This window comes from Streptomyces sp. NBC_00299, assembly GCF_036173045.1.
GTDB classification, from domain to species: domain Bacteria; phylum Actinomycetota; class Actinomycetes; order Streptomycetales; family Streptomycetaceae; genus Streptomyces; species Streptomyces machairae.
Genome location: NZ_CP108039.1, coordinates 4,883,970 through 4,908,398, shown reverse-complemented (window position 1 = coordinate 4,908,398; position 24,429 = coordinate 4,883,970). Strand labels below are relative to the sequence as shown.

General features: G+C 69.3%; 21 protein-coding genes. 11 read left to right on the top strand and 10 right to left on the bottom strand.

Annotated elements, in window-relative coordinates:
* Positions 1-69 precede the first annotated feature (69 nt).
* The 3 genes from OHT51_RS21635 (at position 70) to OHT51_RS21625 (ending at position 2,655) form a co-directional block, all read left to right on the top strand.
* Positions 70-618: an RNA 2'-phosphotransferase gene (locus tag OHT51_RS21635; protein ID WP_328880576.1), complete on the top strand. Its 549-nt coding sequence runs from the start codon at positions 70-72 to the stop codon at positions 616-618.
* Between the two features lie 135 nt (positions 619-753).
* Positions 754-1,656: an LLM class flavin-dependent oxidoreductase gene (locus OHT51_RS21630; protein WP_328880575.1), complete on the top strand. Its 903-nt coding sequence runs from the start codon at positions 754-756 to the stop codon at positions 1,654-1,656.
* A gap of 129 nt (positions 1,657-1,785) precedes the next feature.
* Positions 1,786-2,655, top strand: coding sequence for an HAD hydrolase family protein (locus tag OHT51_RS21625; protein WP_328880574.1), 870 nt, complete (start codon positions 1,786-1,788; stop codon positions 2,653-2,655).
* A 2-nt stretch (positions 2,656-2,657) separates the two neighbouring features.
* On the opposite strand, the gene OHT51_RS21620 is transcribed toward OHT51_RS21625, so the two are convergent.
* The 4 genes from OHT51_RS21620 to OHT51_RS21605 all read right to left on the bottom strand — a co-directional run bounded on the left by OHT51_RS21620 (position 2,658) and on the right by OHT51_RS21605 (position 10,040).
* On the bottom strand, positions 2,658-3,740 hold the full coding sequence (locus tag OHT51_RS21620) for a M23 family metallopeptidase (protein ID WP_328880573.1): 1,083 nt from the start codon (positions 3,738-3,740) through the stop codon (positions 2,658-2,660).
* Positions 3,741-3,921: 181 nt separating this feature from the next.
* Positions 3,922-7,428 (bottom strand): thiol reductant ABC exporter subunit CydD, encoded by a 3,507-nt coding sequence (gene cydD, locus OHT51_RS21615; RefSeq protein WP_328880572.1) that lies wholly within the window; start codon positions 7,426-7,428, stop codon positions 3,922-3,924.
* Positions 7,429-7,491: 63 nt separating this feature from the next.
* The gene (cydB, locus tag OHT51_RS21610) at positions 7,492-8,511 is read right to left on the bottom strand and encodes a cytochrome d ubiquinol oxidase subunit II (protein ID WP_328880571.1); all 1,020 of its coding nucleotides are present in this window, start codon (positions 8,509-8,511) and stop codon (positions 7,492-7,494) included.
* Positions 8,512-8,531: 20 nt separating this feature from the next.
* Positions 8,532-10,040 (bottom strand): cytochrome ubiquinol oxidase subunit I, encoded by a 1,509-nt coding sequence (locus OHT51_RS21605; protein WP_328880570.1) that lies wholly within the window; start codon positions 10,038-10,040, stop codon positions 8,532-8,534.
* A 143-nt stretch (positions 10,041-10,183) separates the two neighbouring features.
* On the opposite strand from OHT51_RS21605, the gene OHT51_RS21600 reads away from it, so the two are divergent.
* Complete coding sequence (locus OHT51_RS21600; protein ID WP_328880569.1) at positions 10,184-10,576, top strand: cyclophilin-like fold protein; 393 nt, start codon at positions 10,184-10,186, stop codon at positions 10,574-10,576.
* A gap of 16 nt (positions 10,577-10,592) precedes the next feature.
* Here the strand turns inward: OHT51_RS21600 and hisC are convergent, their stop codons facing one another.
* Positions 10,593-11,672: a histidinol-phosphate transaminase gene (hisC, locus tag OHT51_RS21595; protein WP_328880568.1), complete on the bottom strand. Its 1,080-nt coding sequence runs from the start codon at positions 11,670-11,672 to the stop codon at positions 10,593-10,595.
* 452 nt (positions 11,673-12,124) lie between these two features.
* On the opposite strand from hisC, the gene OHT51_RS21590 reads away from it, so the two are divergent.
* The 3 genes from OHT51_RS21590 (at position 12,125) to OHT51_RS21580 (ending at position 15,683) form a co-directional block, all read left to right on the top strand.
* Positions 12,125-13,237 carry a LacI family DNA-binding transcriptional regulator gene (locus OHT51_RS21590; protein WP_328880567.1) on the top strand — a complete coding sequence of 371 codons (1,113 nt, stop codon included), beginning with the start codon at positions 12,125-12,127 and terminating at the stop codon, positions 13,235-13,237.
* Positions 13,238-13,544: 307 nt separating this feature from the next.
* Positions 13,545-14,621 (top strand): metallophosphoesterase, encoded by a 1,077-nt coding sequence (locus OHT51_RS21585; RefSeq protein ID WP_328880566.1) that lies wholly within the window; start codon positions 13,545-13,547, stop codon positions 14,619-14,621.
* Positions 14,622-14,813: 192 nt separating this feature from the next.
* The gene (locus OHT51_RS21580; RefSeq protein ID WP_328880565.1) at positions 14,814-15,683 is read left to right on the top strand and encodes a hypothetical protein; all 870 of its coding nucleotides are present in this window, start codon (positions 14,814-14,816) and stop codon (positions 15,681-15,683) included.
* Between the two features lie 133 nt (positions 15,684-15,816).
* Here the strand turns inward: OHT51_RS21580 and thiC are convergent, their stop codons facing one another.
* Positions 15,817-17,601 (bottom strand): phosphomethylpyrimidine synthase ThiC, encoded by a 1,785-nt coding sequence (thiC, locus tag OHT51_RS21575; RefSeq protein WP_328880564.1) that lies wholly within the window; start codon positions 17,599-17,601, stop codon positions 15,817-15,819.
* 499 nt (positions 17,602-18,100) lie between these two features.
* Between thiC and OHT51_RS21570 the strand changes: the two genes are divergently transcribed.
* On the top strand, positions 18,101-19,681 hold the full coding sequence (locus tag OHT51_RS21570; protein ID WP_443052523.1) for a YibE/F family protein: 1,581 nt from the start codon (positions 18,101-18,103) through the stop codon (positions 19,679-19,681).
* 291 nt (positions 19,682-19,972) lie between these two features.
* On the opposite strand, the gene OHT51_RS21565 is transcribed toward OHT51_RS21570, so the two are convergent.
* The 4 genes from OHT51_RS21565 to OHT51_RS21550 all read right to left on the bottom strand — a co-directional run bounded on the left by OHT51_RS21565 (position 19,973) and on the right by OHT51_RS21550 (position 22,262).
* The gene (locus tag OHT51_RS21565; RefSeq protein ID WP_328880562.1) at positions 19,973-20,410 is read right to left on the bottom strand and encodes an SsgA family sporulation/cell division regulator; all 438 of its coding nucleotides are present in this window, start codon (positions 20,408-20,410) and stop codon (positions 19,973-19,975) included.
* Positions 20,411-20,508: 98 nt separating this feature from the next.
* The gene (locus OHT51_RS21560) at positions 20,509-21,369 is read right to left on the bottom strand and encodes an IclR family transcriptional regulator (RefSeq protein WP_443052522.1); all 861 of its coding nucleotides are present in this window, start codon (positions 21,367-21,369) and stop codon (positions 20,509-20,511) included.
* A 202-nt stretch (positions 21,370-21,571) separates the two neighbouring features.
* Complete coding sequence (locus OHT51_RS21555; RefSeq protein WP_030048440.1) at positions 21,572-21,784, bottom strand: DUF5326 family protein; 213 nt, start codon at positions 21,782-21,784, stop codon at positions 21,572-21,574.
* Between the two features lie 160 nt (positions 21,785-21,944).
* Entirely contained in the window at positions 21,945-22,262 is a 318-nt protein-coding gene (locus OHT51_RS21550; RefSeq protein WP_328880561.1) for a cupin domain-containing protein, read from the bottom strand.
* Positions 22,263-22,322: 60 nt separating this feature from the next.
* Between OHT51_RS21550 and OHT51_RS21545 the strand changes: the two genes are divergently transcribed.
* The 3 genes from OHT51_RS21545 to OHT51_RS21535 are packed head-to-tail and all read left to right on the top strand — an operon-like array spanning position 22,323 to position 24,359.
* Positions 22,323-22,700, top strand: coding sequence for a phage holin family protein (locus tag OHT51_RS21545; protein ID WP_328426165.1), 378 nt, complete (start codon positions 22,323-22,325; stop codon positions 22,698-22,700).
* Positions 22,701-22,707: 7 nt separating this feature from the next.
* Positions 22,708-23,199: a low molecular weight protein-tyrosine-phosphatase gene (locus tag OHT51_RS21540; protein WP_328880560.1), complete on the top strand. Its 492-nt coding sequence runs from the start codon at positions 22,708-22,710 to the stop codon at positions 23,197-23,199.
* Entirely contained in the window at positions 23,196-24,359 is a 1,164-nt protein-coding gene (locus OHT51_RS21535) for a cystathionine gamma-lyase (protein ID WP_328880559.1), read from the top strand. The genes OHT51_RS21540 and OHT51_RS21535 overlap by 4 nt, the downstream gene beginning before the upstream one ends.
* Positions 24,360-24,429 lie beyond the last annotated feature (70 nt).

Genomic DNA, 24,429 nt, shown 5'->3' with positions numbered 1-24,429 from the left:
TGGTTGTGGACCAAACATCCGGACTGAAATCGTTCGCGTGATTCGAGCCTCTCCCGGCAGTCTGGTGGCATGGACGAAAGACGCACCGTGAAGGTCTCGAAGTACCTCTCGAAGCACCTGCGCCACCAGCCCGAGCGCATCGGGCTCACTCTCGACGAGGGCGGCTGGGTCGAGATCGAGACCCTGATCGCCGCCGCGACCGCGCACGGATTCCGGTTCACCCGGGAAGAGCTGGATCACGTGGTGGCCGCCAATGACAAGCAGCGCTTCGCGATCGACGGCACCCGGATCCGCGCCAGCCAGGGCCACAGCATCGACGTCGAACTCGGACTGCCCCCGGCGACCCCGCCGGCCTACCTCTATCACGGCACCGTGGCCGGTAACCTGGATGCGATTCGCAGCGCGGGCCTGCTGCCCATGAACAGGCACGATGTGCACCTCTCCGCGGACCGCGAGACGGCGACGCGGGTCGGAGCCCGGCGTGGCCGCCCGGTGGTGCTCTCCGTGGACGCCGGCGCCATGCACAGCGACGGCCATGTCTTCCACGTCAGCGCTAACGGGGTGTGGCTGACGAAAGCCGTGCCGCCGGAGTATCTGCGGTTTCCCGAGGCGCACTGATACGGGCCGCCACGGGACCCCGAGTACATACCGGTGATCGACTCAGACACCGGTGACCGACCGCGCTCCGTGGCCGCGCAGCCGCGGTCGGTGGCTGTTTCACGTGAAACCCATTCGGCCGCATAGGCTCGATGCATGAGTCTGCGCCTGAGCACCGTGATCCTCCCGTACCGCCGCTGGTCCGAGGGGGGCCGCCAGGCATGGCAGCGCGCGGAGGAGCTCGGCTTCCACACCGCGTACACCTACGACCACCTGTCCTGGCGGAGCTTCCGGGACGGCCCCTGGTTCGGTGCCGTGCCGACACTGACCGCCGCCGCGGCCGTCACCGACCGGCTGCGCCTGGGCACCCTGGTGACCTCGCCGAACTTCCGGCACCCGGTGAACCTCGCCAAGGAACTGATCTCCCTCGACGACATCTCGGGCGGACGGGTCACGCTCGGCATCGGCGCGGGCGGCACCGGCTTCGACGCCACCGCGCTCGGCCAGGAGCCATGGACCCCGCGCGAGCGTGCCGACCGGTTCGCCGAGTTCGTCACGCTGCTGGACCAGCTGCTGACCGAGGACTCGGTGTCGTACGAGGGCGACTTCTATTCGGCGCACGAGGCGCGGAACGTCCCGGGCTGTGTGCAGCACCCTCGGCTGCCGTTCGCGGTCGCCGCGACCGGGCCTCGCGGCCTGCGGCTCGCGGCGCGCCACGGGCAGGCGTGGGTGACCACGGGCGACCCGAAGCTGTATGAGAACGGCACTCCTGAACAGTCGGTTCAAGCCATTCGCGGACAGGTCGGGAAGCTGGCAGACGCCTGCGCCGAGATCGGCCGGGACGTGGCCGGGCTCGACAAGATCCTGCTCACCGGGTTCACCCCGGACCGCGGTCGTCCGCTGGAGTCCCTCGACGCGTTCGTGGACTTCGCCGGGCGCCATCAGGAGCTGGGATTCACCGAGATCGTGGTCCACTGGCCGATCCCGGACTCGGACTTCGCGGCCGAAGAGAAGGTCTTCGAGCAGATCGCCATGGAGGCCTTGGCACAGCTGCACTGAGCTCACGGGAGCGACGGTGCTGGTCAGGAGGATGTGGGCAGTGTTCGCAGGGGCGGTTTCTCCTCAGGTGCGGACTCAGATGTGCGGGCTGCTGCACGGCCGTGCAGGCACATACGGGAGAATGGCCCGGTGACCTCAGCGACTCGACAGCTCCAGACCCCGGCCGCCGCTGTCCGCCCGCGGCTCATCGCCACCGACCTGGACGGCACGCTGCTGCGGGACGACAAGTCGGTCTCCCCCCGCACGGTCGCCGCGCTGGCCGCCGCCGAGGAGGCGGGCATCGAGGTGTTCTTCGTCACCGGCCGCCCCGCCCGCTGGATGGACGTCGTCAGCGACCATGTCCACGGGCACGGCCTGGCGATCTGCGGCAACGGCGCCGCCGTGGTCGACCTGCACGGCGGCCCCGGCACCCACCGGTTCGTGAAGGTGCGCGAGCTGGCCCGGGAGAACGCCCTGGACGCCGTACGGCTGCTGCGTGACGCGGCTGAGGGCACGGTGTACGCGGTGGAGCAGACGTACGGCTTCTACCAGGAGCCGGGCTATCCCAAGCTGCACATGGAGATACCGGACGAGCTCGCGCCGGCCGAGGACCTCCTGGCGCCGGACGCCCCGGGAGCCGGCGAGCCGGTGCTCAAGATCCTCGCCTACCACCCCACCCTCGACCCCGACGCCTTCCTCACCCTTGCCCGCCTCGCCATCGGCGACCGGGCCAACGTCACCCGCTCCAGCCCCAGCGCCCTGCTGGAGATCAGCGGGCCCGGCGTCTCCAAGGCCAGCACGCTCGCCCTGTGCTGCGCCGAGCGCGGCATCTCGCACGAGCAGGTCGTGGCCTTCGGGGACATGCCCAACGACGTCGAGATGCTGACATGGGCGGGCCAGTCGTACGCGATGGGCAACGCGCACCCGGATGTCATCGCCGCCGCGTCGGGGCGGACGGTCGCCAACAACGAGGACGGCGTGGCCGTGGTGATCGAACAGCTGCTGGCGAAGCGGCCTTAGACCTACCCGAGCGGCACTCCGCGTTCGGAGAGCCACGGCACCGGGTCCACCCCTGATCCGAGTTCCGGAGTGACCCGCGTCTCGAAGTGCAGGTGGGGGCCGGTGGAGTTGCCCGTCGTGCCCGACTGGCCGATCCACTGCCCGGTGTCGACTCGCTCGTCCTGGTCGACGGCGATGGAGGCGAGGTGGGCGTACTGCGTGTAGTAGCCGTCGGTGTGCCGGACGACGACCTCCATGCCGAAGGCGCCCGCGCACGCCACCTTCACCACGCGCCCGTCACCGACCGCCCGCACGGGCGTGCCGATCGGCACCGCGAAGTCCTGCCCGGTGTGCCGCTTCGCCCAGCGCTTTCCACCGCTGCCGAACGCGGCGGACAGCTCGTACTTCGCGACCGGCGTGACCCACGCACTCGTGCCGTCCGTCTCCTTCTGGTCGAGCCGGACCGCCCCCGGACACGACCCGGCGGCCACGGAGACGTCGGCCCGACCCTGCAACTCCCACCGCGCCTCTTCGAGCTTGTCCTCGATGCCCTGCTTGAGGTCAGCGAGCTCGGCGTTGCGCTTCTCCAGCACGTGCCAGGCCGCCGCGGCCCTGGCCTCGTCCCCGGCGAGCCGCACCTCGGCGCGATGGCTCTTCTCGATGGAGTTGGCGGCGGCCAGGCTCGCCTGTGAGAACACATGCTGACTGCGCATCAGCTGGTCCGGGCTCGTCGCGAAGATGATCTGCGCCGTGAGCGGCATGCCGCCGCCGCTGCGGTACTGGGCGCGTGCGATCCGGCCCAGGTCCTCGTGCAGGACGCCGATCTCCCGCCGCTCCCGCTCGAGCAGCGCCTCGATCCGCAGTGCCTTCGCCCGCTGCACCTCTACCCGCTTCCGCCCCGCTTCGTACCGCCCGGTCGCCACGGCCGCGTCCTCGTACAGCTTGAGCACCTGGGCGCTGAGGGTCGTGTCACCGCCGCTTCCGGTGCCGTTGTGGCCCGAGGTGCTTTTGCCGTCACCGGCCGCGTCGGCGGGCCGGGCCACGAGGCCGACGAGCGCACAAAGCAGCGCCGGAACGACCAGGAGTCGACGGCGATATGAGCACATGTCAGCGATCCTGGCCCGCGGGGCGGGTAAGGGCCCTGTTCAAGTCGTACAGCTGGGGGACGTGTTGCTGCGGATGGGTCAGTACGGCCGTTGACGCGAGCACCGAGCGTCGCGCCCCGCCCAGGCCGACAGTGCGTGGCCGCCGGACCGCAAGCGCCCACGGCCACGGTCCCGTCGGCCGCTACGGCGCCCCCACCAGCAGATCCGCCTGCTCCTCCCGCTCCACCATCCCCCGCAGCGGACCGTCCGCAGCGGCCAGCTCCGCGAACGTGCCCCGCTGCACCACCCGCCCCTGGTCCAGGACGACCACCTCGTCGACGGCCTCCAGCCCGGCGAGTCGGTGCGTGATGAGCAGGGTCGTACGGCCCTCGGTGGCGGCCAGCAGGTCGGCGGTGAGGGCGTCGGCGGTAGGCAGGTCGAGATGCTCGGCGGGCTCGTCGAGGACGAGGACGGGGAAGTCGGCGAGCAGTGCGCGGGCAAGCGCGAGCCGCTGCCGCTGACCGCCCGACAGCCGTGCCCCGTGCTCACCCACGAGCGTGTCCAGCCCGTCGGGCAGGCCATCGGCCCAGTCGAGCAGCCGGGCGCGGTGCAGGGCGTCACGCAGGTCGGCCTCGGTGGCGCCCCTCCTGGCGAGGAGCAGGTTCTCGCGCACGGAACTGTCGAAGAGGTGCGCGTCCTGCGCACACAGCCCGACGAGACGCCGTACGTCGTCACCGTCCAGCGCGTGCGCGTCCACGCCGCCCAGCGTGTACGAGCCCGCGTCGGCGTCCAGGAAGCGCAGCAGCACCTGCGCCAGCGTCGTCTTACCGGACCCCGACGGGCCGACCACGGCGACCCGTCGGCCCTCCTCCAGGGTCAGGTCGAGTCCGGCGAGCGCGTCCCGGTCCTGTCCGGCGTGGCGGGCGGTCAGGCCCGTGACGGCGACCGGGAAGGGCGATGCGGGCGCCTGCCGGGGCCGGGCGGGTTCCCGTACGGGCTCGGGCGCGTCCAGCACCTCGTACACGCGCTCCGCGCTCTTGCGCACCCGCTGCCGGTACTGCACGGCGAGCGGCAGTCCCAGGACGGCCTCGAACGCGGCCAGCGGGGTGAGGACGACAACGGCCATGGTCACACCGCCGAGCCGCCCGTCGGCGACCCCCTGGGCGCCCACGAGGGCGGTGGCGGCGACGGTGAGCCCGCTGATCAGCGCGGTGAGCCCGTCGCCGAGCGCGGTCGCGGAGGCGGCGCGCGAAGCGATCCGGGTCAGCGTCCCGTCGGCCCGCCGCGTGTCTGCCGTACGGCTGGGCAGGGCGCCGGCGACGGTCAGTTCCGCGGTGCCGGTGAGCAGATCCGTCACGCGCGTCGCGAGCTCTCCGCGTGCGGGAGCCAGCCGGCGCTCGGCGCGTCGGGCGACGGCACCGGTGAGGAACGGGACTCCGGCCCCCGCCGCGAGGAGCCCGGCCGCGAGCACGGCACCGGCCTCAGGCAGCAGCCAGGCCGTGAAACCGACGGCCCCGGCGGACACGACGGTCGCGGCAGCGGCGGGCAGCAGCCACCGCAGCCAGTAGTCCTGCAGCGCGTCCACATCCGCGACGAGCCTCGACAGCAGATCGCCGCGACGCGTGCGGCGCAGTCCTGCGGGCGCCAGCCGCTCCAGCCGCCGGTACACGGCGACCCGCGTATCGGCCAGCATCCGCAGCACGGCGTCGTGCGACATCAGCCGCTCGGCGTACCGGAACATGGCCCGCCCGATGCCGAAGGCCCGCGTAGCCGTCACGGCGACCATCAAGTACAGCACCGGCGGCTGCTGCGAGGCCCGCGAGATGAGCCACCCGGAGGTCGCCATGAGCCCGACGGCGCTGCCGAGCGCGAGGCTGCCGAGCACCAGCGCGAGGACGAGACGACCGCGCCGGGGACCGGACATGGCGCGGACACGGGCGAGAACACCGCGCTTGGCTGCGGTGAGCGGCACGGTCCCGGCGTCTTCGGAAGCAGAACCGCTGTCCGGGTCATGCTCGATCGGACGGTCAACGGACGCCTTGGGCAAGGCCTCTGTCGACACCGGCGCCACGGCCTCCGACAGCCGCACCACCCGGTCCGCCACGCCCAGCAGCGCCGGCCGGTGCACCACCAGCAGCACCGTCCGCCCCACCGCCAGCCTTCGCACGGCCTCAACGACCTCGGCCTCGGTGGCCCCGTCGAGCGCGGCCGTCGGCTCGTCGAGGAGCAGGACGGGCCGGTCCGCCAGGAACGCCCTGGCCAGCGCGAGCCGCTGCCGCTGCCCCGCGGACAGGCCGACCCCGTCCTCGCCCAGCACGGTCTCGACGCCCTCGGGCAGCGCGTCCACGAACTCCAGCGCCCCGGCGTTCCCCAGCGCCTGCCGCACGGCAGCGTCGTCCGCGTCGGGACGCGCCAGCCGTACGTTCTCGGCGATCGTCCCCGCGTACAGGTGCGGCCGCTGCGGCACCCAGGCGATCCGCGAACGCCATTCCTTCAGATCGAGTTCGGCAAGATCCGCTCCCCCGACCAGGATCCGCCCCTCGGCCGGCCGCACGAACCCCAACAGCGCGTTGAGCAGCGTCGATTTGCCCGCCCCGCTCGTCCCGACGAGCGCGACCGTCTCCCCGGGCTCGACGGCGAAGGACACATCTGACACTGCGTCGGAGGACCGTCCGGGGTAGCGGATCGAGACCCCTTCGAACGACACCGCCCCCGTCGGCACCGCCGCGCTTCCCGACGCCGGCGCCGGAGTCTCCAGCACCTCGAAGATCTCCTCGGCCGCGGACAGCCCCTCGGCAGCCGCGTGGTACTGCGCTCCTACCTGACGCAGCGGCAGGTAGGCCTCGGGTGCCAGCACGAGGATGACCAGGCCGTCGTACAGATGCATGTCGCCGTGGACGAGGCGCATGCCGATCGTCACCGCGACCAGGGCCACCGAGAGCGTCGAGAGCAACTCCAGCGCGAAGGAGGAGATGAAGGCGATCCGCAGGGTCCGCATGGTCGCCCGGCGGTATTCATCGGTGATCCGCCGGATCGACTCGGCCTGCGCCTTGGCACGCCCGAACACCTTCAGTGTCGGCAGACCGGCGACGACGTCCAGGAAGTGCCCGGACAGCCGGGACAGCATCCGCCACTGACGGTCCATCCGGGACTGCGTGGCCCAGCCGATCAGCATCATGAAGATCGGGATCAGTGGCAGGGTGCCGACGGTGATGGCCGCCGACACCCAGTCCTCGGTCACGATCCGCGCCAGCACGGCGATCGGCACGACCACCGCGAGCCCCAGCTGCGGCAGATAGCGCGAGAAGTAGTCGTCGAGGGCGTCGACGCCCCGCGTGGCGAGCGCGACCAGAGATCCGGTCCGCTGTCCGCTCAGCCAGTCGGGTCCCAGCTCGGTCGCCCGCTCCAGCAGTCGCCCTCGCAGCTCCGACTTCACAGCGGCGCTGGCACGGTGAGCGGCGAGTTCGGTGAGCCAGGCGACCAGTGCGCGGCCGATGGCCACGGCCACCAACAGCATGAGGGGAGTGCGCAGTTCAGCGGCGGACATCCCGTGTTGGAACGCCCCCACCACCGCCTCGGCGATGAGCATCGCCTGCGCGATGACCAGCACGGCTCCGACGGCGCCCAGGCCAACGACCGCGATCAGGAAGAAGCGAGTGGCGCGGGCGTATCGGAGAAGACGCGGATCGATCGGTTTCACGTGAAACATGCCCTTCGGTCCAGGGCGAGGTGTTTCACGTGAAACATCGTGAACCACCCCGCCACAGCGGACTCAGTGCTTGGCCCCCGAAGCGGCGTCCGCGGCAATGTGCTGCGTGCCGATCCGCTTGCGGAAGACCCAGTAGGTCCAGCCCTGGTAGAGCATGACGACCGGTGTGGCGATCACCGCGCACCACGTCATGATCTTCAGGGTGTACGGGCTCGACGAGGCATTGGTGACCGTGAGGGACCACTCGTCATTGAGCGAGGACGGCATGACATTCGGGAAGAGCGTCAGGAAGAGCATCGCGACGGCGGCCACGATGGTGACGCCGGAGAAGGCGAACGACCATCCCTCGCGTCCCGCTTGGTTCGCCACCAGCGCCGCCACCAGCGCGGCCACGGCCACCACGAGCGCGACCAGGCTCTGACCGTCACCGCTCTCGACCTGCGTCCAGAGCAGGAAGATCAGCGCCAGCACGGCAGCGGCAAGACCGACCCACAGGGCCAGTTTCCGCGCCCGCTCCCGAATCTCCCCCACGGTCTTGAGCGCGGTGAACACCGCACCGTGGAAGGTGAACAGCGTCAGCGTCACCAGGCCACCGACAAGCGCGTACGGGTTGAGCAGGTCCAGGACGTTGCCGACGTACTCGTGGTTCTCGTCGAGCTTTACGCCCCGCACGATGTTGCCGAAGGCCACACCCCACAGGAACGCCGGGAGCAGCGAGCACCAGAAGATGGCGTTCTCCCAGTTGCGCTGCCAGTGCTCCTCGGGCCGCTTCACCCGGTACTCGAAGGCGACGCCCCGGACAATCAAGGAGATCAGGATGAGCAGCAGGGGCAGGTAGAAGCCGGAGAAGAGCGTGGCGTACCACTCGGGGAAGGCAGCGAAGGTGGCGCCGGCCGCCGAGAGCAGCCACACCTCGTTGCCGTCCCAGACGGGGCCGATGGTGTTGATCAGCACCCGCCGCTCGGGCCGGTTGCGGGCCAGCAGCTTGGTGAGGACGCCGACCCCGAAGTCGAAGCCCTCCAGGAAGAAGTAGCCGATCCACAGGACGGCGATCAGTACGAACCAGACGTCGTGAAGTTCCATGACTGTGCAGCTCCCTCGGCCTAGTACGAGAAGGCCATCGGCTTGTCGGCGTCACGGTCGTCGCCGCCGATCTTCGTTGGCGGGTTCAGGTCGGCCTCGGTGAGCTCGGGCGGGCCGGCCTTGACGTACTTCGCGAGGAGCTTGACCTCGACGACGGCGAGGATGGCGTACAGCGTCGTGAAGACGATCATCGAGGTGAGGACCTCACCCTGGGATACGCCGGGGGAGACCGCGTCCCGAGTGCGCAGGACGCCGTACACGACCCACGGCTGACGGCCCATCTCGGTGAAGATCCAGCCCCAGGAGTTGGCGATCAGCGGGAAGGCCAGGGTCCAGATGGCGATACGCCAGTACCACGTGGTCAGCTTCGGGCCGAGCGCCTTCTTCGGGAGCAGCACCAGATGCGGCACCTCGTCGTCACTGACCCTCAGGTGCTGCGGCAGCATGAACTTCTTGCGGGTCAGCCAGAGTCCGATCAGGCCGATGGTGAACGACGCCATACCGAAGCCGATCATCCAGCGGAAGCCCCAGTAGGCGACGGGGATGTTGGGCCGGTAGTCGCCGGGACCGTACTTCTCCTGCTCGGCCTTGTTGACGTCGTTGATGCCGGGGACGTACGAGGTGAAGTCATCCTTGGCCAGGAAGGACAGCAGGCCGGGGATCTCTATGGCGACCTTGTTGTGGCCCTTGTCGACGTCGCCGACGGCGAAGACCGAGAAGGGCGCCGGCTCCTCGCCGTCCCACAGGGCTTCGGCCGCGGCCATCTTCATCGGCTGCTGCTCGTACATGATCTTGCCGAGCGTGTCACCGCTGATCGCGGTGAGCAGGCCGCCGATGGCGACGGTGACCAGGCCGAGCCTGAGCGAGGTCTTCATGTCGCTGATGTGCTTCTTGCGCAGCAGGTGGAAGGCTGAGATGCCGACCATGAACGCGCCACCGGTGAGAAAGGCCGCCGAGAGGGTGTGGAAGGCCTGGGCGAGCGCGGTGTTCTGGGTCAGCACGAGCCAGAAGTCGGTGAGCTCGGCCCGCCCCTTCGCCTCGTTGATCCGGTAGCCGACGGGGTGCTGCATCCAGGAGTTGGCCGCCAGGATGAAGTACGCCGACAGGATCGTGCCGATGGAGACCATCCACATACAGGCCAGGTGGATCTTCTTCGGCAGCTTGTCCCAGCCGAAGATCCACAGCCCGATGAAGGTGGACTCGAAGAAGAAGGCGATCAGGGCCTCGAAGGCGAGCGGGGCGCCGAAGACGTCACCGACGAAGCGGGAGTAGTCGGACCAGTTCATGCCGAACTGGAACTCCTGCACGATGCCGGTGACGACACCCATCGCGATGTTGATCAGGAAGAGCTTGCCCCAGAACTTCGTCGCTCTGAGGTACTTCTCCTTCTCCGTGCGCACCCACGCGGTCTGCAGCCCGGCCGTGAGGGCGGCGAGCGAGATCGTCAGAGGGACAAACAAAAAATGGTAGACGGTGGTGATACCGAACTGCCAGCGCGCCAGAGTCTCCGGCGCCAAAGCCAGGTCCACGTCGCCGCTCCTTACCTACCGCTTGTGAAAGCGTTCACATTCACAAGCAATTATGCAGCACGCCTATCCCTGCCCTCAACGGGGGGTCCTTCGTCGAGATCAACCCCTTGGCGCACACTTCAACATATTGTTGAATCGATGCCATGCAGACACCGACGCCCCTACAGATACTGATCTCCTGGCCCGCGGGACACCTCACCGCGACCCTCGACGACACTCCCACCACACAGGCCCTCGTCAAGGCCCTGCCCCTCGCCTCCACGGCCCGCACCTGGGGAGAGGAGGTCTACTTCGACACGGGCGTCGCTGTTCCACGTGAAACCGGCGCCCAGCAGGTCGTCGAGCCGGGCACGGTCGCCTTCTGGAACGACGGAGATGCGCTCGCCCTCCCCTACGGGCCCACACCGATCTCGCGAGGCGAGGAGTGCCGCCTCGCGAGCCCGTGCAACGTTCTGGGCCGCATCGACGGCGACCCCCGTCTGTTGGCGACGGTCCGCGACGGCGACCCCGTCCGCGTGGAGCTGGTGGACGCCTGACCGTGCCCGTGGAGCCCTAGGACTCCTTACGGAACCCTTCCGCCACCTTCAGGAAGATGTCGTTCGCCTCGTCCTCCCCGATCGTCACCCGCACACCCTCGCCCGGGAACGGCCGGATCACGACGCCCGCCTGCTCACATGCCTGAGCGAAGGCGACCGTGCGCTCCCCCAGTCGCAGCCACACGAAGTTGGCCTGGGTCTCGGGCAGCGTCCAGCCCTGAGCCCGCAGCCCGTCGACCACGCGGTTGCGCTCGCACACCAACGAGCCGACCCGGCCGATCAGTTCGTCCTCGGCACGCAGCGAGGCGATCGCCGCCTCCTGCGCGACCTGGCTCACCCCGAACGGCACGGCCGTCTTGCGCAGGGCCGCCGCGACCGGCTCGTGGGCGATCGCGAAACCGACGCGGAGGCCGGCGAGACCGTACGCCTTGGAGAAGGTCCGCAGAACACAGACGTTCGGCCGCTCGCGGTAGATCTCCACCCCGTCCGGCACCTCGGGGTCACGGATGAATTCGCGGTACGCCTCGTCCAGCACCACCAGGACGTCACTGGGCACCCGGTCGAGGAACCGTTCCAGCTCGGCCCGCCTCACGACCGTGCCCGTCGGGTTGTTGGGGTTGCAGACGAAAATCAGCCTGGTGCGGTCGGTGATGGCGGCGGCCATCGCGTCCAGGTCGTGTACATCGCCCTCGGTCAGCGGCACCTTGACGGACGTGGCGCCGCTGATCTGCGTGATGATCGGGTACGCCTCGAAGGACCGCCAGGCGTAGATGACCTCGTCACCCGGTCCGGCGGTGGCCTGGATCAGCTGCTGGGCGACGCCGACCGAGCCGGTGCCGGTGGCCAGGTGGGAGATCGGGACGCCGAAGCGCTCCGACAGCTCGTTCATCAGCCCCGTGCACATCATGTCGGGGTAGCGGTTGAAGGACGAGACGGCCGCCGTCACGGTCTCCATCACGCCGGGCAGCGGCGGATAGGGGTTCTCGTTGGAGGACAGCTTGTAGGCCACCGGACCACCGGCCGCGGCAGGCTTGCCCGGCTTGTAGGTGGGGATACCCTCCAGCTCCGCGCGCAGCTTGGGGCTCATCTCGCTCACCGCAGTCCTCCTCACGACCACCGGCGGCCCATCACCACCGCCGGCTCCAATACTGCTCACCTTATGAGGATTCGGCGCCGATGCGTACAGGTGAGGGAGGGTCGATACGCACGGAAGAGGCGGGCCCGCCTGTTGATCCCTCCTGTCACACCTGCATCAGGGGCATCACGGCACGAAGGCGTACGAATTAGGGGGCGCGCCGCACATATATCTACGCGCCGGTGGCTCACTCCGTGGCGCGCATCACCCGTGAAGGTGAGTTGAGACCTCTTCGAAACATCGGTCACTTGGCAGGCCCATGCGCGCCGACAAGTCACGTCCTGCCATTGGATCGTTCAACTCCCTTGTTTTCAAAGGGCATTGACGCATGATGACCTTGCAGAAACGTGTCTGTCAACGCGTGCATATGCGTCCGCACTACCCCACCGAATGAGCCCTACTATCGGCTCGCCATGACAGCAGCAGGGAAGCACCAGGTGAGCCGCGCGGAAACCTCTCGTCGAGGCAGTCGACCCGGCCGGGCGGGTATCAGAGACGTGGCCGCCGCCGCGGGGGTCTCCATCACGACCGTCTCCGACGCCCTCAACGGCAAGGGCAGGCTCCCCGACGCCACCCGACGCCATGTCCGCGAAGTAGCCGACCGGCTGGGCTACCGCCCGTCGGCCGCCGCCCGCACACTCCGTACGGGCAAGTCAGGACTCATCGGCCTGACCGTGACGACATACGGGGATGAACCTTTCACCTTCACGGAGTTCGCGTACTTCGCCGAGATGGCACGCGCCGCCACCTCGGCCGCGCTCGCCCGCGGCTACGCCCTCGTGATCCTCCCCGCGACCTCACGTCACGACGTCTGGTCGAACGTCGCCCTAGACGGCACGGTCGTCATCGACCCGTCCGACCAGGACCCGGTCGTCAGCGAGCTGGTCAGACAGGGTCTGCCGGTCGTCTCCGACGGCCGCCCGGCAGGCTCGCTCCCGGTCACCGCCTGGGTCGACAACGACCACGAGGCCGCCGTGATGGGCATCCTCGACCACCTGGCCGACGCCGGCGCCCGCCGGATCGGACTGCTGACGGGCACCACGACGGACACGTACACGCATCTGTCGACCACCGCCTACCTGCGCTGGTGCGAAAGGGTCGGCCAGGACCCGGTGTACGAGGCCTACCCGGCGCACGACCCGTGCGCGGGCGCCGTCGCCGCCGACCGGCTGCTCGCCCGTCCCGACCGGCCCGACGCGGTCTACGGACTGTTCGATCCGAACGGCACGGACCTGCTCGCCGCAGCCCGTCGCTACGGGATGCGCGTACCGGACGACCTGCTTCTGGTGTGCTGCAGCGAGTCCACGGTGTACGCCAACACCGAGCCGCCGGTCACCACGCTCTCCCTGAAGCCCCGCCGCATCGGCACGGCCGTGGTGCAGCTCCTCATCGACGCCATCGAGGGGGTCGAGACGGACCAGCCGGTCGAGCAGGTGATACCGACCGAGTTGATTGTGCGTACCTCGTCCCAGCGACGCCCGCCGCGTACGACGGTCAGCCCGCCCCGGTCGCCCGAGGGCCGGTAGAAACCGGGCGAAGACCTGTGGCAGAAGCCGGACGAGGAGCGGCAGAGGCAGGTCGAGGGACTGCAGCAGCGGGACGAGGGGCTTCAGGAGCAGCTCGAGAGGCGTCAGGAACACGGCGATCGAGCTGCCGAAGCCCGGGCCAATCGGGGCGAAAGCCGCAGTGAACAGGAGTCCTGCTCCGATTCACCACCCCTGGGTCATCACATGGCGCGATCGGCATTCCTATGATGGGCCCACGACACCCACGGGCCGCTGCGACCAGGCAGTCCGATGCGGTGCAGCTGCGGCGCGATGGTGGAGGGGTCTGATGACTCAGGGGGCCGGTCAGGGACCCGAGATGGAGCGGACGGCGACGTTGCGCGACTTCCGGGTGCCCGCTTACGTGCACGAGACCGGTCCGTACGTCCACAGCATGCACCCGGGCGAGGTCGCCCCGCCCCTCGACGAGACGTACCCGGAGGGGTACACGCCCACGCAGCGCGACCTGCCCGTGATCAATCGTGGCGACACGGTCCAGGTGCACGTCGACCCCGCCGCCATGCCGGTCCCGGACTCGACGGCAGGTGCCGGCCCGCTGTTCGTGGTCGGCGACGTGCACGGCTATCTCGACGAGCTGATGGCCGCACTCCAGGAGCAGGGCCTCATCGACTCGGCGGGGAACTGGTCCGCGGGCACCGCCCGGCTGTGGTTCCTCGGCGACTTCACCGACCGCGGCCCGGACGGCATCGGCGTCATCGACCTCGTGATGCGGCTGTCCGCGGAGGCGGCAGCGGCCGGCGGCTACTGCAAGGCCCTGATGGGCAACCACGAACTGCTGCTCATCGGCGCCAAGCGATTCGGCGACACCCCCGTCAACTCCGGCGCGGGCACCGCCACCTTCCAGGCAGCCTGGCTCCTCAACGGCGGCCAGAAGACCGACATGGACCGTCTCCAGGATCACCATCTGCAATGGATGTCGCGGCTGGACGCCATGGAAGAGGTCGACGGGCATCTGCTCGTCCACTCGGACACCACCGCCTATCTCGACTACGGCGACTCGATCGAGGCGGTCAACGACACGGTCCGCGAGACGCTCACGCGCAATGACGCCGACGAAGTCTGGGATCTCTTCCGCAAGTTCACCAAGCGCTTCTCCTTCCGCGACGAGGGCGGCGCCGACCATGTGCGTTCCCTGCTCGATACGTACGGCGGCACCCGCATCGTTCACGGTCACAGCCCCATTCCTTACCTGACGGGGGAGGTCGGCTCCGAGGACGGCGAGGACAACACCGGGCCCTTGATCGAGGGTCCGCACCTCTACGCCGAGGGTCTCGCCATCGCCATGGACGGCGGCGTGACCATGGCCGGAAAGCTGCTGGTCCAGCAACTTCCCCTGGATATCTGACCGTTCACGGGGCAGGCGTCGCTCAAGGCGGGGTGACAGAAGAGGGCCCAGGCCAGGGCCCAATTTTGGCAAACCCCCTGTCACCGTGTGCCGTGACCGCTCTACCATCGGCTTATCCGTAGCAGGCTCCCCTCCGTTTCTGCCCGACGGCTCGTTGGCATGCGAGCCCCAAGCCCTACGGAGCATCGGGGGATGCACATGAACAGCGTTCCGCAGCACCTGCTGAGCGAGGACCGCCAGGAATACGAGCGGATCCTCGATGAGGCGCTGCGCTCCGCCCCACACCGCCCGGAACTGGCCGCTGTCGGTCAGCGGCTCAACCCCGAACAGCTGCGCACCATGGCGCTCAACGCCACCGCTCTGATCACGGCGGCCGCGGCGACCGAGTACCAGCACTACGTGAAGGTCCGCGAGGAACTGCGCCAGCCGGCGCCGTCCACCCCGTCCTCCAACCGCGAGTCCGGCTCCTCCGAGTCGGGCTCGGGCGCGATGGGGCTCGCCACGGCCATGGGAGAAGTCGCCGAGACCGCCGGCCCGGGCGTCATAGCCGTGCTCGCGGTCCTGGCACCCGTCCTCGCCGGCACCGCCGCGGCGATCTTCCTGCTCGTCGGCTACATCCTGAAGATGTTCGACCCCGAGCCGGCGTTCGCCCAGACGATGCTCACCACCGGGTGGGTGTTCGGCGCCGTGGCAGCGGCCGCCATCCTGGTCGCCGCCGTCGGACTCCTGCTCACCGCCCTGCAGAACCGGCCGGCGTTCGACGGCGGCCCGTACGGCGAACTGAGCGAGGAGGTCGCCCGGGCCAGGGAAGTCTGGCGCGAGGCCCTGCTGGAGCGCGGCGTCCTGCCTTTCCTGCGGGAGGCACTCGCCGACCCCGGCACGGCGACGGCCCTGCACCGCACACCACCGTCGACACCGGCCGGCCGCATCCCGAACCTCGGCTACGGCCGCCCGGGTTTCAGCAGCCCGGACGACGGCGCCTCCCGGGGCTCACGGCCGAGCTTCAGCAGCCCGGACTACACGAGCCCGGACTTCGGAGGCCCGGAACACCAGCCGGACTAGCACCTCGGCTTGCGCCCCGCCGCAGGAGAGCCCCACGTTGGGTCCCTCCTTCACGACGGCACCCCGGGGAGACCTCCCCGGGGAGGCGCAAGCCGAACACCGGGGCGTGGCGCCCCGGGTCAGGACGTCGACGTCAGTCCGCGAGCGGCAGGTACACCCGGTTCCCCGCCGCTGCGAACTCCTTCGACTTCTGAGCCATGCCCTCTTCGATCTCCTCCTTGGACCCGCCATGTGCGCGGCGGATGTCGTGGGAGATCTTCATCGAGCAGAACTTCGGCCCGCACATGGAGCAGAAGTGAGCCGTCTTGGCGGGCTCGGCCGGAAGGGTCTCGTCGTGGAACTCCCGTGCCGTGTCCGGGTCGAGGGCCAGGTTGAACTGGTCCTCCCACCGGAACTCGAAGCGGGCGTCGGACAGCGCGTCGTCCCACTCCTGCGCCCCGGGGTGCCCCTTGGCAAGGTCGGCCGCATGGGCGGCGATCTTGTAGGTGATGACCCCGGTCTTGACGTCATCACGGTTGGGCAGGCCCAGGTGCTCCTTGGGCGTGACGTAGCAGAGCATCGCCGTGCCCCACCAGGCGATCATCGCGGCGCCGATACCGGAGGTGATGTGGTCGTACGCGGGCGCGACGTCGGTGGTCAGCGGGCCGAGCGTATAGAACGGAGCTTCATCGCAGATCTCCTGCTGAAGGTCGATGTTCTCCTTGATCTTGTGCATCGGGACGTGTCCCGGGCCCTCGATCATGGTCTGTACGTTGAAACGCTTGGCGATCGTGTTGAGTTCCCCGAGCGTCCTCAACTCCGCGAACTGCGCCTCGTCGTTGGCGTCCGCGATCGAGCCGGGCCGCAGGCCGTCGCCCAGCGAGTACGTGACGTCGTAGGCGGCGAGAATCTCGCAGAGCTCCTCGAAGTTCTCGTACAGGAAGCTCTCCTTGTGGTGCGCCAGGCACCACGCCGCCATGATCGAGCCGCCGCGCGAGACGATGCCGGTCTTGCGGTTGGCCGTCAACGGTACGAAGGGCAGCCGGACGCCCGCGTGGACCGTCATGTAGTCCACGCCCTGCTCGGCCTGTTCGATGACCGTGTCCTTGTAGATCTCCCAGGTCAGCTCCTCCGCCCGGCCGTCGACCTTCTCCAGCGCCTGGTAGAGCGGCACCGTGCCGATGGGGACGGGGGAGTTGCGCAGCACCCACTCACGGGTGGTGTGGATGTTGCGGCCGGTCGACAGGTCCATGACCGTGTCGGCGCCCCAGCGGGTCGCCCAGGTCATCTTCTCGACCTCCTCCTCGATGGAGGAGGTGACCGCGGAGTTGCCGATGTTGGCGTTGACCTTCACCAGGAACCGCTTGCCGATGATCATCGGCTCGATCTCCGGGTGGTTCACGTTGGCCGGCAGCACTGCCCGGCCCGCGGCGATCTCCTCGCGGACCACTTCGGGAGAAAGGTTCTCCCGGAGCGCCACGAACTCCATCTCGGGCGTGACCTCGCCGCGACGCGCGTACGCGAGCTGCGTGACCGCCTCGCCCTCACGGCCGCGACGCGGCTGACGCGGCCGACCCGGGAAGACCGCGTCGAGGTTACGCAGACCGCCGCGAGGCGAGGTGTGCTTGATGCCGTCGTCCTCGGGACGGACGGGACGTCCCGCGTACTCGGCGGTGTCGCCGCGGGCGATGATCCAGTTCTCCCGCAGCGGGGGCAGCCCCCTGCGGACGTCGGTGTCGGCGAGCGGATCGGTGTACGGGCCCGAGGTGTCGTACAGCGTGACCGACTGCCCGTTGGTGAGGTGCACCTGGCGGACCGGCACCCGCAGATCGGGGCGTGAACCCTCGACATACGCCTTGTGCCAGCCGATGGACTTCCCGGCCTCCTCGGACTTCTCGTCCTGAACGGAGGCAGGCGTGCGCGCGTCCTTGATGGTCATGAGACCTACTCCCTACGCCGGCATTACCCGGTAACAGGTTCGGCGGTCGACGCAGCGGTATCCGTCTGCCGACGTTTCGTGTGAAACATCACTCGCGATGGGTGATGTTTCATGTGAAACATCGCTGGGACGGAGGTCAGCGCCCTCTCAGCCCGGTGCTCCGAGCTCCCGCGTGTACAAAGGTGGCACCACGCTAGCGTCAATTCGGGCGCGGTGAACAGGGGGCCCCAATCGTTCTTGCGATGATCGGGCGGTGACCACGACGCATGAGCCTCCCTACCCACCGCCCGATCCGCCCCGCGGCTCCGGCTCCGGAAACGGCCCCAGAATCGGCCCCGGACTCGGCCCCGCGCGGGGTAACGGCCGTACAGGCGGCCTGGGTTCGGAGGTTCGCGGGGGGAGATACGGCGGTGGTTACGGCCGTGGTCCCGGAGGCGGACACGACGATCAGGAGACTGGGAACGGGGGCTGGCACGAGCACGACCCCGGATCCGGAGGGATGCAGGATCGCGGGCGCGGGGTCGGCGGCGGGCAGGGGCGCAGGCCCGGTCCCGGCGGTTTTCACGAGCGCGGTCCCGAATCCGGCGGCCCACAGGCGCCGGTTCCCGGCCCGGGTGACGGGCACGGTCACGGCTCCGGGGGCAGTCGTGGGCATGGTCCTGGATCCGGAGGCGGTCGTGGGCACGGTTCCGGATCAGGGGGCCGGCGTGGCGGTGATGACGGTGGCGAGCACGGGCACGGACACTCGCACAGTCACGCCCACGGTCCGGCGGCTCCCGTCTCCCGGCATCTGCGCAAGGTCATCGCGGCAGTCCTGATCCCGTTCGCCGCGGCGGTGGTGGTGGGGCTCGCGGTGCTGTGGCCGGGCGGAGCCCCGCCGCACGAGCGCACCGGGGTCGGCTTCGACCGGCAGACACAGCAGGCCACGGTCACCAAGGTGGTCGAGGTGAGCTGCAAGGAGGTGGGGGCCTCGGGGGTGCCTCCGACCGGCGACACCTCCACGGCCGAGGGGTCCTCCGCCGCGCAGCAGGACAGCGGCACCTGCAAGAAGGCGACGATCCGCGTCGACGGTGGCAAGGACAAGGGCCGTACGTTCACGGAGATCGTGCAGCCCGACCAGTCACGGCAGTTGCACGAGGGCCAGGAGGTCGTGGTCGCCTACGAGCCCTCCGCACCCAAGGACCTGCAGTACTCGGTCACCGACGTGAACCGGCGCGTCCCGTTGACCGTGCTCGCCGGCATCTTCGCAATCGCCGTCGTGGTCGTCGGGCGGTTGCGGGGTCTCATGGCACTGATCTCGCTGGCCATCAGCTTCGCCGTGCTCAACTTCTTCATCCTCCCCGCGATCCTCCAGGGCTCGAACCCGCTGGTCGTCGCGGTGGTCGGGTCGAGCGCCATCATGCTGATCGCCCTCTACCTGTGTCACGGCCTGTCGGCCCGTACATCGGTGGCGGTGCTCGGCACGCTGATCTCGCTGCTGCTGATCGGCATCCTCGGGTCGGTGTTCATCGACTGGGCCGCGCTCACCGGCAACACCGACGACAACACGGGCCTCATCCACGGGCTGTATCCGTCGATCGACATGAGCGGTCTGCTGCTCGCGGGCATCATCATCGGTTCGCTCGGTGTCCTCGACGACGTGACGGTCACCCAGACATCCGCGGTCTGGGAGCTGCACGAGGCCAACCCGGCGATGGGCTGGCGTGGGCTGTACCGGGCGGGCATCCGCATCGGCCGGGACCACATCGCGTCCGTCGTCAACACCCTCGTCCTCGCTTACGCGGGTGCCGCGCTGCCGTTGCTGCTGCTCTTCTCGATCGCGCAGAGCGGCGTGGGGACGGTGGCCAACAGTGAGTTGGTGGCGGAGGAGATCGTGCGCACCCTGGTGGGCTCCATCGGCCTGGTCGCCTCGGTGCCCGTCACCACAGCCCTCGCGGCCCTGGTGGTCTCGGCCGACCGGCCGGAGAAGGGGGCGGTGCCGGCGGGTGCTCAGCCGGTCCCGGCAGGCGGGGCACCGATCTCGACGGGCGTACAGCCGGCTTCGGGGCGCGGCGGGCGGGGGCGTCGGCGGAAGCGGTGAGGTCGGGGAAGTGGGGGCGCCAGGGAAGTGGGGGGCGTCGGGGAAGCCGGGGCGTCCGCCGAACGCAGTGACGTCGGCGGAAGGAGTGGCGGGCACGGTTCTCCAACCGCGCGCGTCCTGGGCGCCGAACCCGCACCCGAACCTGAACCCGCACCCGAACCCGAACCCGCACCCGTGCGCCTACGGCCTTGCAGCTCCGGCGTCATGAGGAGCTCGCCGACAGGGAAGCGCTCCCATGCGCGCCGGGAGCGCCCGGCGAAGCGTTACGCCACCCCTGCGCAGCCGTAAGCCTCAGCCCGCGCTCTGCTCCTCCGCGAGGATGCGGTCCAGGGCCTCGTCGAGATGGGCGTCGAAGTCGGCAAGCGCGCCCTCCTGTCCGAGCGGCACCAGCTTGTCGGTGCGGTCGAGAAAGGCCACCAGAGGCGCCACGGAGGAGCGGAAGAGCGCCTGGTCGGTACCGACCTGAAGCCGGATCAGGACGTCGCCGAGAGTCTCGGTGCCGGCCGGAGAGACCCGTACATCTCCCTCCCCACAGGGCCGTCCCACCCCGTCGACCAGCAGTTCCCGGCCGAATGCCCAGGTCACGGGGGCATCGCCGGGCAGGTGGAAGGTCAGCCGTACGGCATAGGGATCACAGGTCTCGTAGCGCAACTCCACCGGGATGCGGAAGGAGAGCTCCTCGGACACGAGAAAGCTCATCATGACCTCTGCCTCTACGGACTCGCGCATCGCCCTACCCCGTCGTTTGCAGTCGACTGGCCGGGAACGGACCCCGACACTGGTGGAATCTTGCTGAACGTACACGAGAGATCACAAGGAGTGAGTTTTCAGATACTGATAGAGATCGAGAGTGACCCCAGGAGCCGCCCGACCTCTTCCTGCAGTTGCAGCACCGCCGACAGCAGCCGGTCGGCCTGGTGGGCGGGCAGCGAAATGGCCATCGTCGCGGCCGTGGTGCCCACCGTGATGGGGATGGCCGCGCACACCGTGCCCAGCGCGTATTCCTGACGCTCGGTCACCGGATCCATCCGCCGGGTCCGTTCGAGTCGTCGCAGCAGGGAGCGGGTATCGCGCACGGTGTAGGGGGTGATGGACTCCACGGGATGGCGGTCCAGATGATCACGGCGAGCGTCCTCGTCCAGCTGGGAGAGCAGGCACTGGCCGATGGCGTGCGCGTGGCCCGTCTCCCGGAAGTCGGCCCATTCCTCGACCGCCGGATTGCCCGGGGTGTCGGAGACGCACATGACCTCGATCTCGCCGTCGCGGTACTGGGCGAAGTAAACCGGGACACCAATGGCGTCACGCCATTGAGCGAGCGCGTCGGCAACCGTGCTGCGACGTTTCTGCTCGGCTGCGCTGCTGCTGAGCCGTACGGCCGCCTCGCCGAGGAAGAACAGCCCTTTGTCACGGCGCAGATAGCCCTCGTGCACCAGCGTGCGCAGCAAGTGGTAGGCGGTGGGCAGGGCCAGGCCCGCCTCACGGGCGAGTTGCTTGGCCGGGGCGCCGTATTCATGCTCGGCGACACATTCCAGCAGGCGCATCGCGCGCTGGACGGATCCGATGAGCGTCGCGGACTGCGACTGCTCGGCGGAGGCCGGGGCGGCCTGCTGCGGGACCTGAGGGACGCATGAGCGCGGCTGTTCGAGGGGTGTCTGGGGTTCTGAGGGTGCGGTGTCGACCGTGGCCAAGGGTTACTCCCGAAGCGCGAGGGGGGAGCCCGTGCTGGGGAACACGGGGGGTGCACGCCGCTCGCGGGGTCGCCCCCGCGTCGATTTCCGGACTCTATTGGCCCGTCACCGCTCGGAGACGCCCTGCTCGGAAAACTTCCCTCGCCCGAGGGAACCGGCGATTCCTGTTACCGCCCACCGGTCCCCACGGCCCCCACGGCCCTCACCAGTCGCTGCGCGACGAGGAGCTCGACGTGAACTTCCGTACGACGTAGATCAGTCCGCCGACCAGTGCCACGAAGACCAGCACCTTGAAGAGCAGTCCGATGACGAATCCCACAACGCTGGCTATCAGCCCACCGAACACCACCAGAGCGATGACCGGCACCGCGATCCACTTCACCCACCACGGCAGTCCTGCGAAGATCTCACGCATCGCCCTCGTCCTTACCTCTCCGCCCGTTACTGTGCCGGGTCCTGATCCTTCGAATCTGCTGATTCCTGCACTCGATGCTAGGTCCGGCAGGTGCCCAGCGGGCGTCGCGCAGCCCTTGTCCTCCCCTGATCGATCCCCTAGGGAACCCTGAGGCCAAAGGTCAGCTTTCGGGCGGAGAGAACACCACGAGCACCCTCAGGTCCTCGCTGATGTGGTGGAACTTGTGGGCCACCCCGGCCGGCACGTACACCACACTGCCGCGCGCCACATGTGTGGTCTCCATGCCGACGGTGATCTGAGCACGGCCGCTCACAACGAAGTAGACCTCGTCCTGGTTGTGCGGCTTCTGTGGATCGTGGGCACCGGCGTCGAGCGCGTAGAGACCGACCGACATGTTCCGCTCCCGCAGAAACTGCAGGTAAGCGCCCTCGTTGGCGGCGCGCTCCGCCTCCAGTTCATCCAGCCGGAATGCCTTCATCGCTCTCGTCCGCCCTTGTCCCGGTGCTCGTGACCGATCTCGTCTGCCACGATCAGACTTATGAAGAATTTCGTAGTCAAGACGATCGCCAACGCGGGTGCCCTGGCGGTCGCCGTATGGCTGATAGACAAGATCACCCTCACCGGTGACAGCACGGGCAAGAAGATCGGCACCCTGCTCATCGTCGCGCTGATCTTCGGCCTGGTGAACTTCGTCGTCAAGCCGATCGTGAAGTTGCTGAGCCTCCCGCTGCTCATCCTGACGCTCGGCCTGTTCACCCTGATCGTCAACGCGCTGATGCTGCTGCTGACCTCGTGGCTCGCCGACAAGGTCGACCTGAGCTTCCACGTCGAGGGCTTCTGGACGGCCGTCCTCGGCGGCCTGATCATCTCGATCGTCTCCTGGGCGCTCAACGTCGTCCTGCCCGACGGGGACTGAGTATCCGATGACCTACCGCGTCTGCTTCGTCTGCACCGGCAACATCTGCCGCTCCCCGATGGCCGAGTCCGTCTTCCGCGCGCGCGTGGCGGAGGCCGGGCTCGACGACCTGGTCGAGGCCGACAGCGCCGGCACGGGCGGCTGGCACGAGGGCGACCCGGCCGACCCGCGCACCGTCTCCGTCCTGGAGGAGCACGGCTACGACAGCGGTCACACGGCCCGCCAGTTCCAGCCGTCCTGGTTCGCACGGCTCGACCTCGTCATCGCTCTCGACGCCGGCCACCTCAAGGCCCTGCGCCGCCTGGCGCCCACACCGCAGGACGTGGCGAAGGTGCGCCTGCTGCGCTCCTACGACCCCGCTGCCGACGACGACCTCGACGTTCCGGACCCGTACTACGGGGCCGTGGACGGCTTCGAGGAGTGCCTTGAGATGGTGGAGGCGGCAAGTACGGGCCTCCTCACGGCGGTCCGCGAACAGGTGGAGGGACAACCGGTATGAGCAGTACGGATCCTCAAGGGCTGCCTTCCGAAGGGCTGCCTTCCGACGGAGACGGCACGCGCGCGGTGCGAGCCGGGCTGCCCGAGCCGGTCGCGTACGAGCCGACCCTGCCCGGCCCCGTGTTCGCCGCCCACTTCCACCTGCCGGGCGAGCCGACGGGACCGTACACCTACGGCCGCGACGAGAACCCCACCTGGACCCATCTGGAGCGCGCCATCGGCAGCCTGGAGGCGCCGGGGGAGGACGGCGTCGAGACGCTGGTCTTCGCGTCGGGCATGGCCGCCACCTCGTCGGTGCTCTTCTCCCAGCTGCGGGCCGGAGACGCGGTCGTCCTGCCCAGCGACGGCTACCAGGCGCTGCCCCTGGCGCGCGCGCAGCTGGAGGCATTCGGCATCGAGGTGCGCACGGCACCGACCGGCGGGGACGCCCAGCTCGGTGTCCTGGACGGCGCCAAGCTGCTGTGGATCGAGACTCCGTCGAACCCCGGCCTCGACGTGTGTGACATCCGGCGGCTCGTCGAAGCGGCACACGCGCGTGGCGCCCTCGTCGCCGTCGACAACACGCTCGCGACGCCGCTCGGGCAGCGCCCGCTGGAGCTCGGCGCCGACTTCTCGGTGGCCAGCGGCACCAAGCAGCTGACGGGACATGGCGACATCCTGCTGGGATACGTCAGCGGCCGCGACGCCGGGGCCATGGCCGCCGTACGGCGCTGGCGCAAGATCGTCGGGGCGATTCCGGGGCCCATGGAAGCCTGGCTCGCGCACCGTTCACTCGCCACGCTCCAGCTGCGCGTGGACCGGCAGAACGCCACCGCCCTGGCCGTCGCCGAGGCGCTGCAGGACTGGCCGGAGGAGCTCGGCGTGCGCTATCCCGGGCTGCCGCGCGACCCCTCGTACAAGATCGCCTCGCAGCAGATGCGGCGCTACGGGTGCGTGGTGTCCTTCACGCTGCCCACGCGCGCGCGTGCCGAGCGTTTCCTGGACGCGCTGCGGCTCGTCGACGACGCGACCAGCTTCGGCGGAGTTCGCTCCACGGCCGAACGGCGCGGACGCTGGGGCGGCGACGCCGTGCCGGAGGGCTTCATCCGTATGTCCGTCGGCGCCGAGGATCCCGAGGATCTGGTGGCGGATGTGCTGCGTGCACTGGACGAATCGGCATAGTGACCTGGTCCGCCGGTGCGGCGATCGGTGCCCAAAAACGTGAAACGGGCGGTCCGAGCCTCCCCCCTCG

What these genes read in the sequence shown, in the direction of transcription:
- cydD (WP_328880572.1), bottom strand. Translation starts at nt 7,428, where the DNA reads ATGTTTCACGTGAAACCGATCGATCCGCGTCTTCTCCGATACGCCCGC.
- OHT51_RS21600 (WP_328880569.1), top strand. Translation starts at nt 10,184, where the DNA reads ATGCAGACACCGACGCCCCTACAGATACTGATCTCCTGGCCCGCGGGA.
- OHT51_RS21620 (WP_328880573.1), bottom strand. Translation starts at nt 3,740, where the DNA reads ATGTGCTCATATCGCCGTCGACTCCTGGTCGTTCCGGCGCTGCTTTGT.
- OHT51_RS21590 (WP_328880567.1), top strand. Translation starts at nt 12,125, where the DNA reads ATGACAGCAGCAGGGAAGCACCAGGTGAGCCGCGCGGAAACCTCTCGT.
- OHT51_RS21580 (WP_328880565.1), top strand. Translation starts at nt 14,814, where the DNA reads ATGCACATGAACAGCGTTCCGCAGCACCTGCTGAGCGAGGACCGCCAG.
- OHT51_RS21535 (WP_328880559.1), top strand. Translation starts at nt 23,196, where the DNA reads ATGAGCAGTACGGATCCTCAAGGGCTGCCTTCCGAAGGGCTGCCTTCC.
- OHT51_RS21570 (WP_443052523.1), top strand. Translation starts at nt 18,101, where the DNA reads ATGCAGGATCGCGGGCGCGGGGTCGGCGGCGGGCAGGGGCGCAGGCCC.
- OHT51_RS21565 (WP_328880562.1), bottom strand. Translation starts at nt 20,410, where the DNA reads ATGCGCGAGTCCGTAGAGGCAGAGGTCATGATGAGCTTTCTCGTGTCC.
- OHT51_RS21635 (WP_328880576.1), top strand. Translation starts at nt 70, where the DNA reads ATGGACGAAAGACGCACCGTGAAGGTCTCGAAGTACCTCTCGAAGCAC.
- OHT51_RS21555 (WP_030048440.1), bottom strand. Translation starts at nt 21,784, where the DNA reads ATGCGTGAGATCTTCGCAGGACTGCCGTGGTGGGTGAAGTGGATCGCG.
- cydB (WP_328880571.1), bottom strand. Translation starts at nt 8,511, where the DNA reads ATGGAACTTCACGACGTCTGGTTCGTACTGATCGCCGTCCTGTGGATC.
- thiC (WP_328880564.1), bottom strand. Translation starts at nt 17,601, where the DNA reads ATGACCATCAAGGACGCGCGCACGCCTGCCTCCGTTCAGGACGAGAAG.
- OHT51_RS21545 (WP_328426165.1), top strand. Translation starts at nt 22,323, where the DNA reads ATGAAGAATTTCGTAGTCAAGACGATCGCCAACGCGGGTGCCCTGGCG.
- OHT51_RS21585 (WP_328880566.1), top strand. Translation starts at nt 13,545, where the DNA reads ATGACTCAGGGGGCCGGTCAGGGACCCGAGATGGAGCGGACGGCGACG.
- OHT51_RS21550 (WP_328880561.1), bottom strand. Translation starts at nt 22,262, where the DNA reads ATGAAGGCATTCCGGCTGGATGAACTGGAGGCGGAGCGCGCCGCCAAC.
- OHT51_RS21540 (WP_328880560.1), top strand. Translation starts at nt 22,708, where the DNA reads ATGACCTACCGCGTCTGCTTCGTCTGCACCGGCAACATCTGCCGCTCC.
- OHT51_RS21630 (WP_328880575.1), top strand. Translation starts at nt 754, where the DNA reads ATGAGTCTGCGCCTGAGCACCGTGATCCTCCCGTACCGCCGCTGGTCC.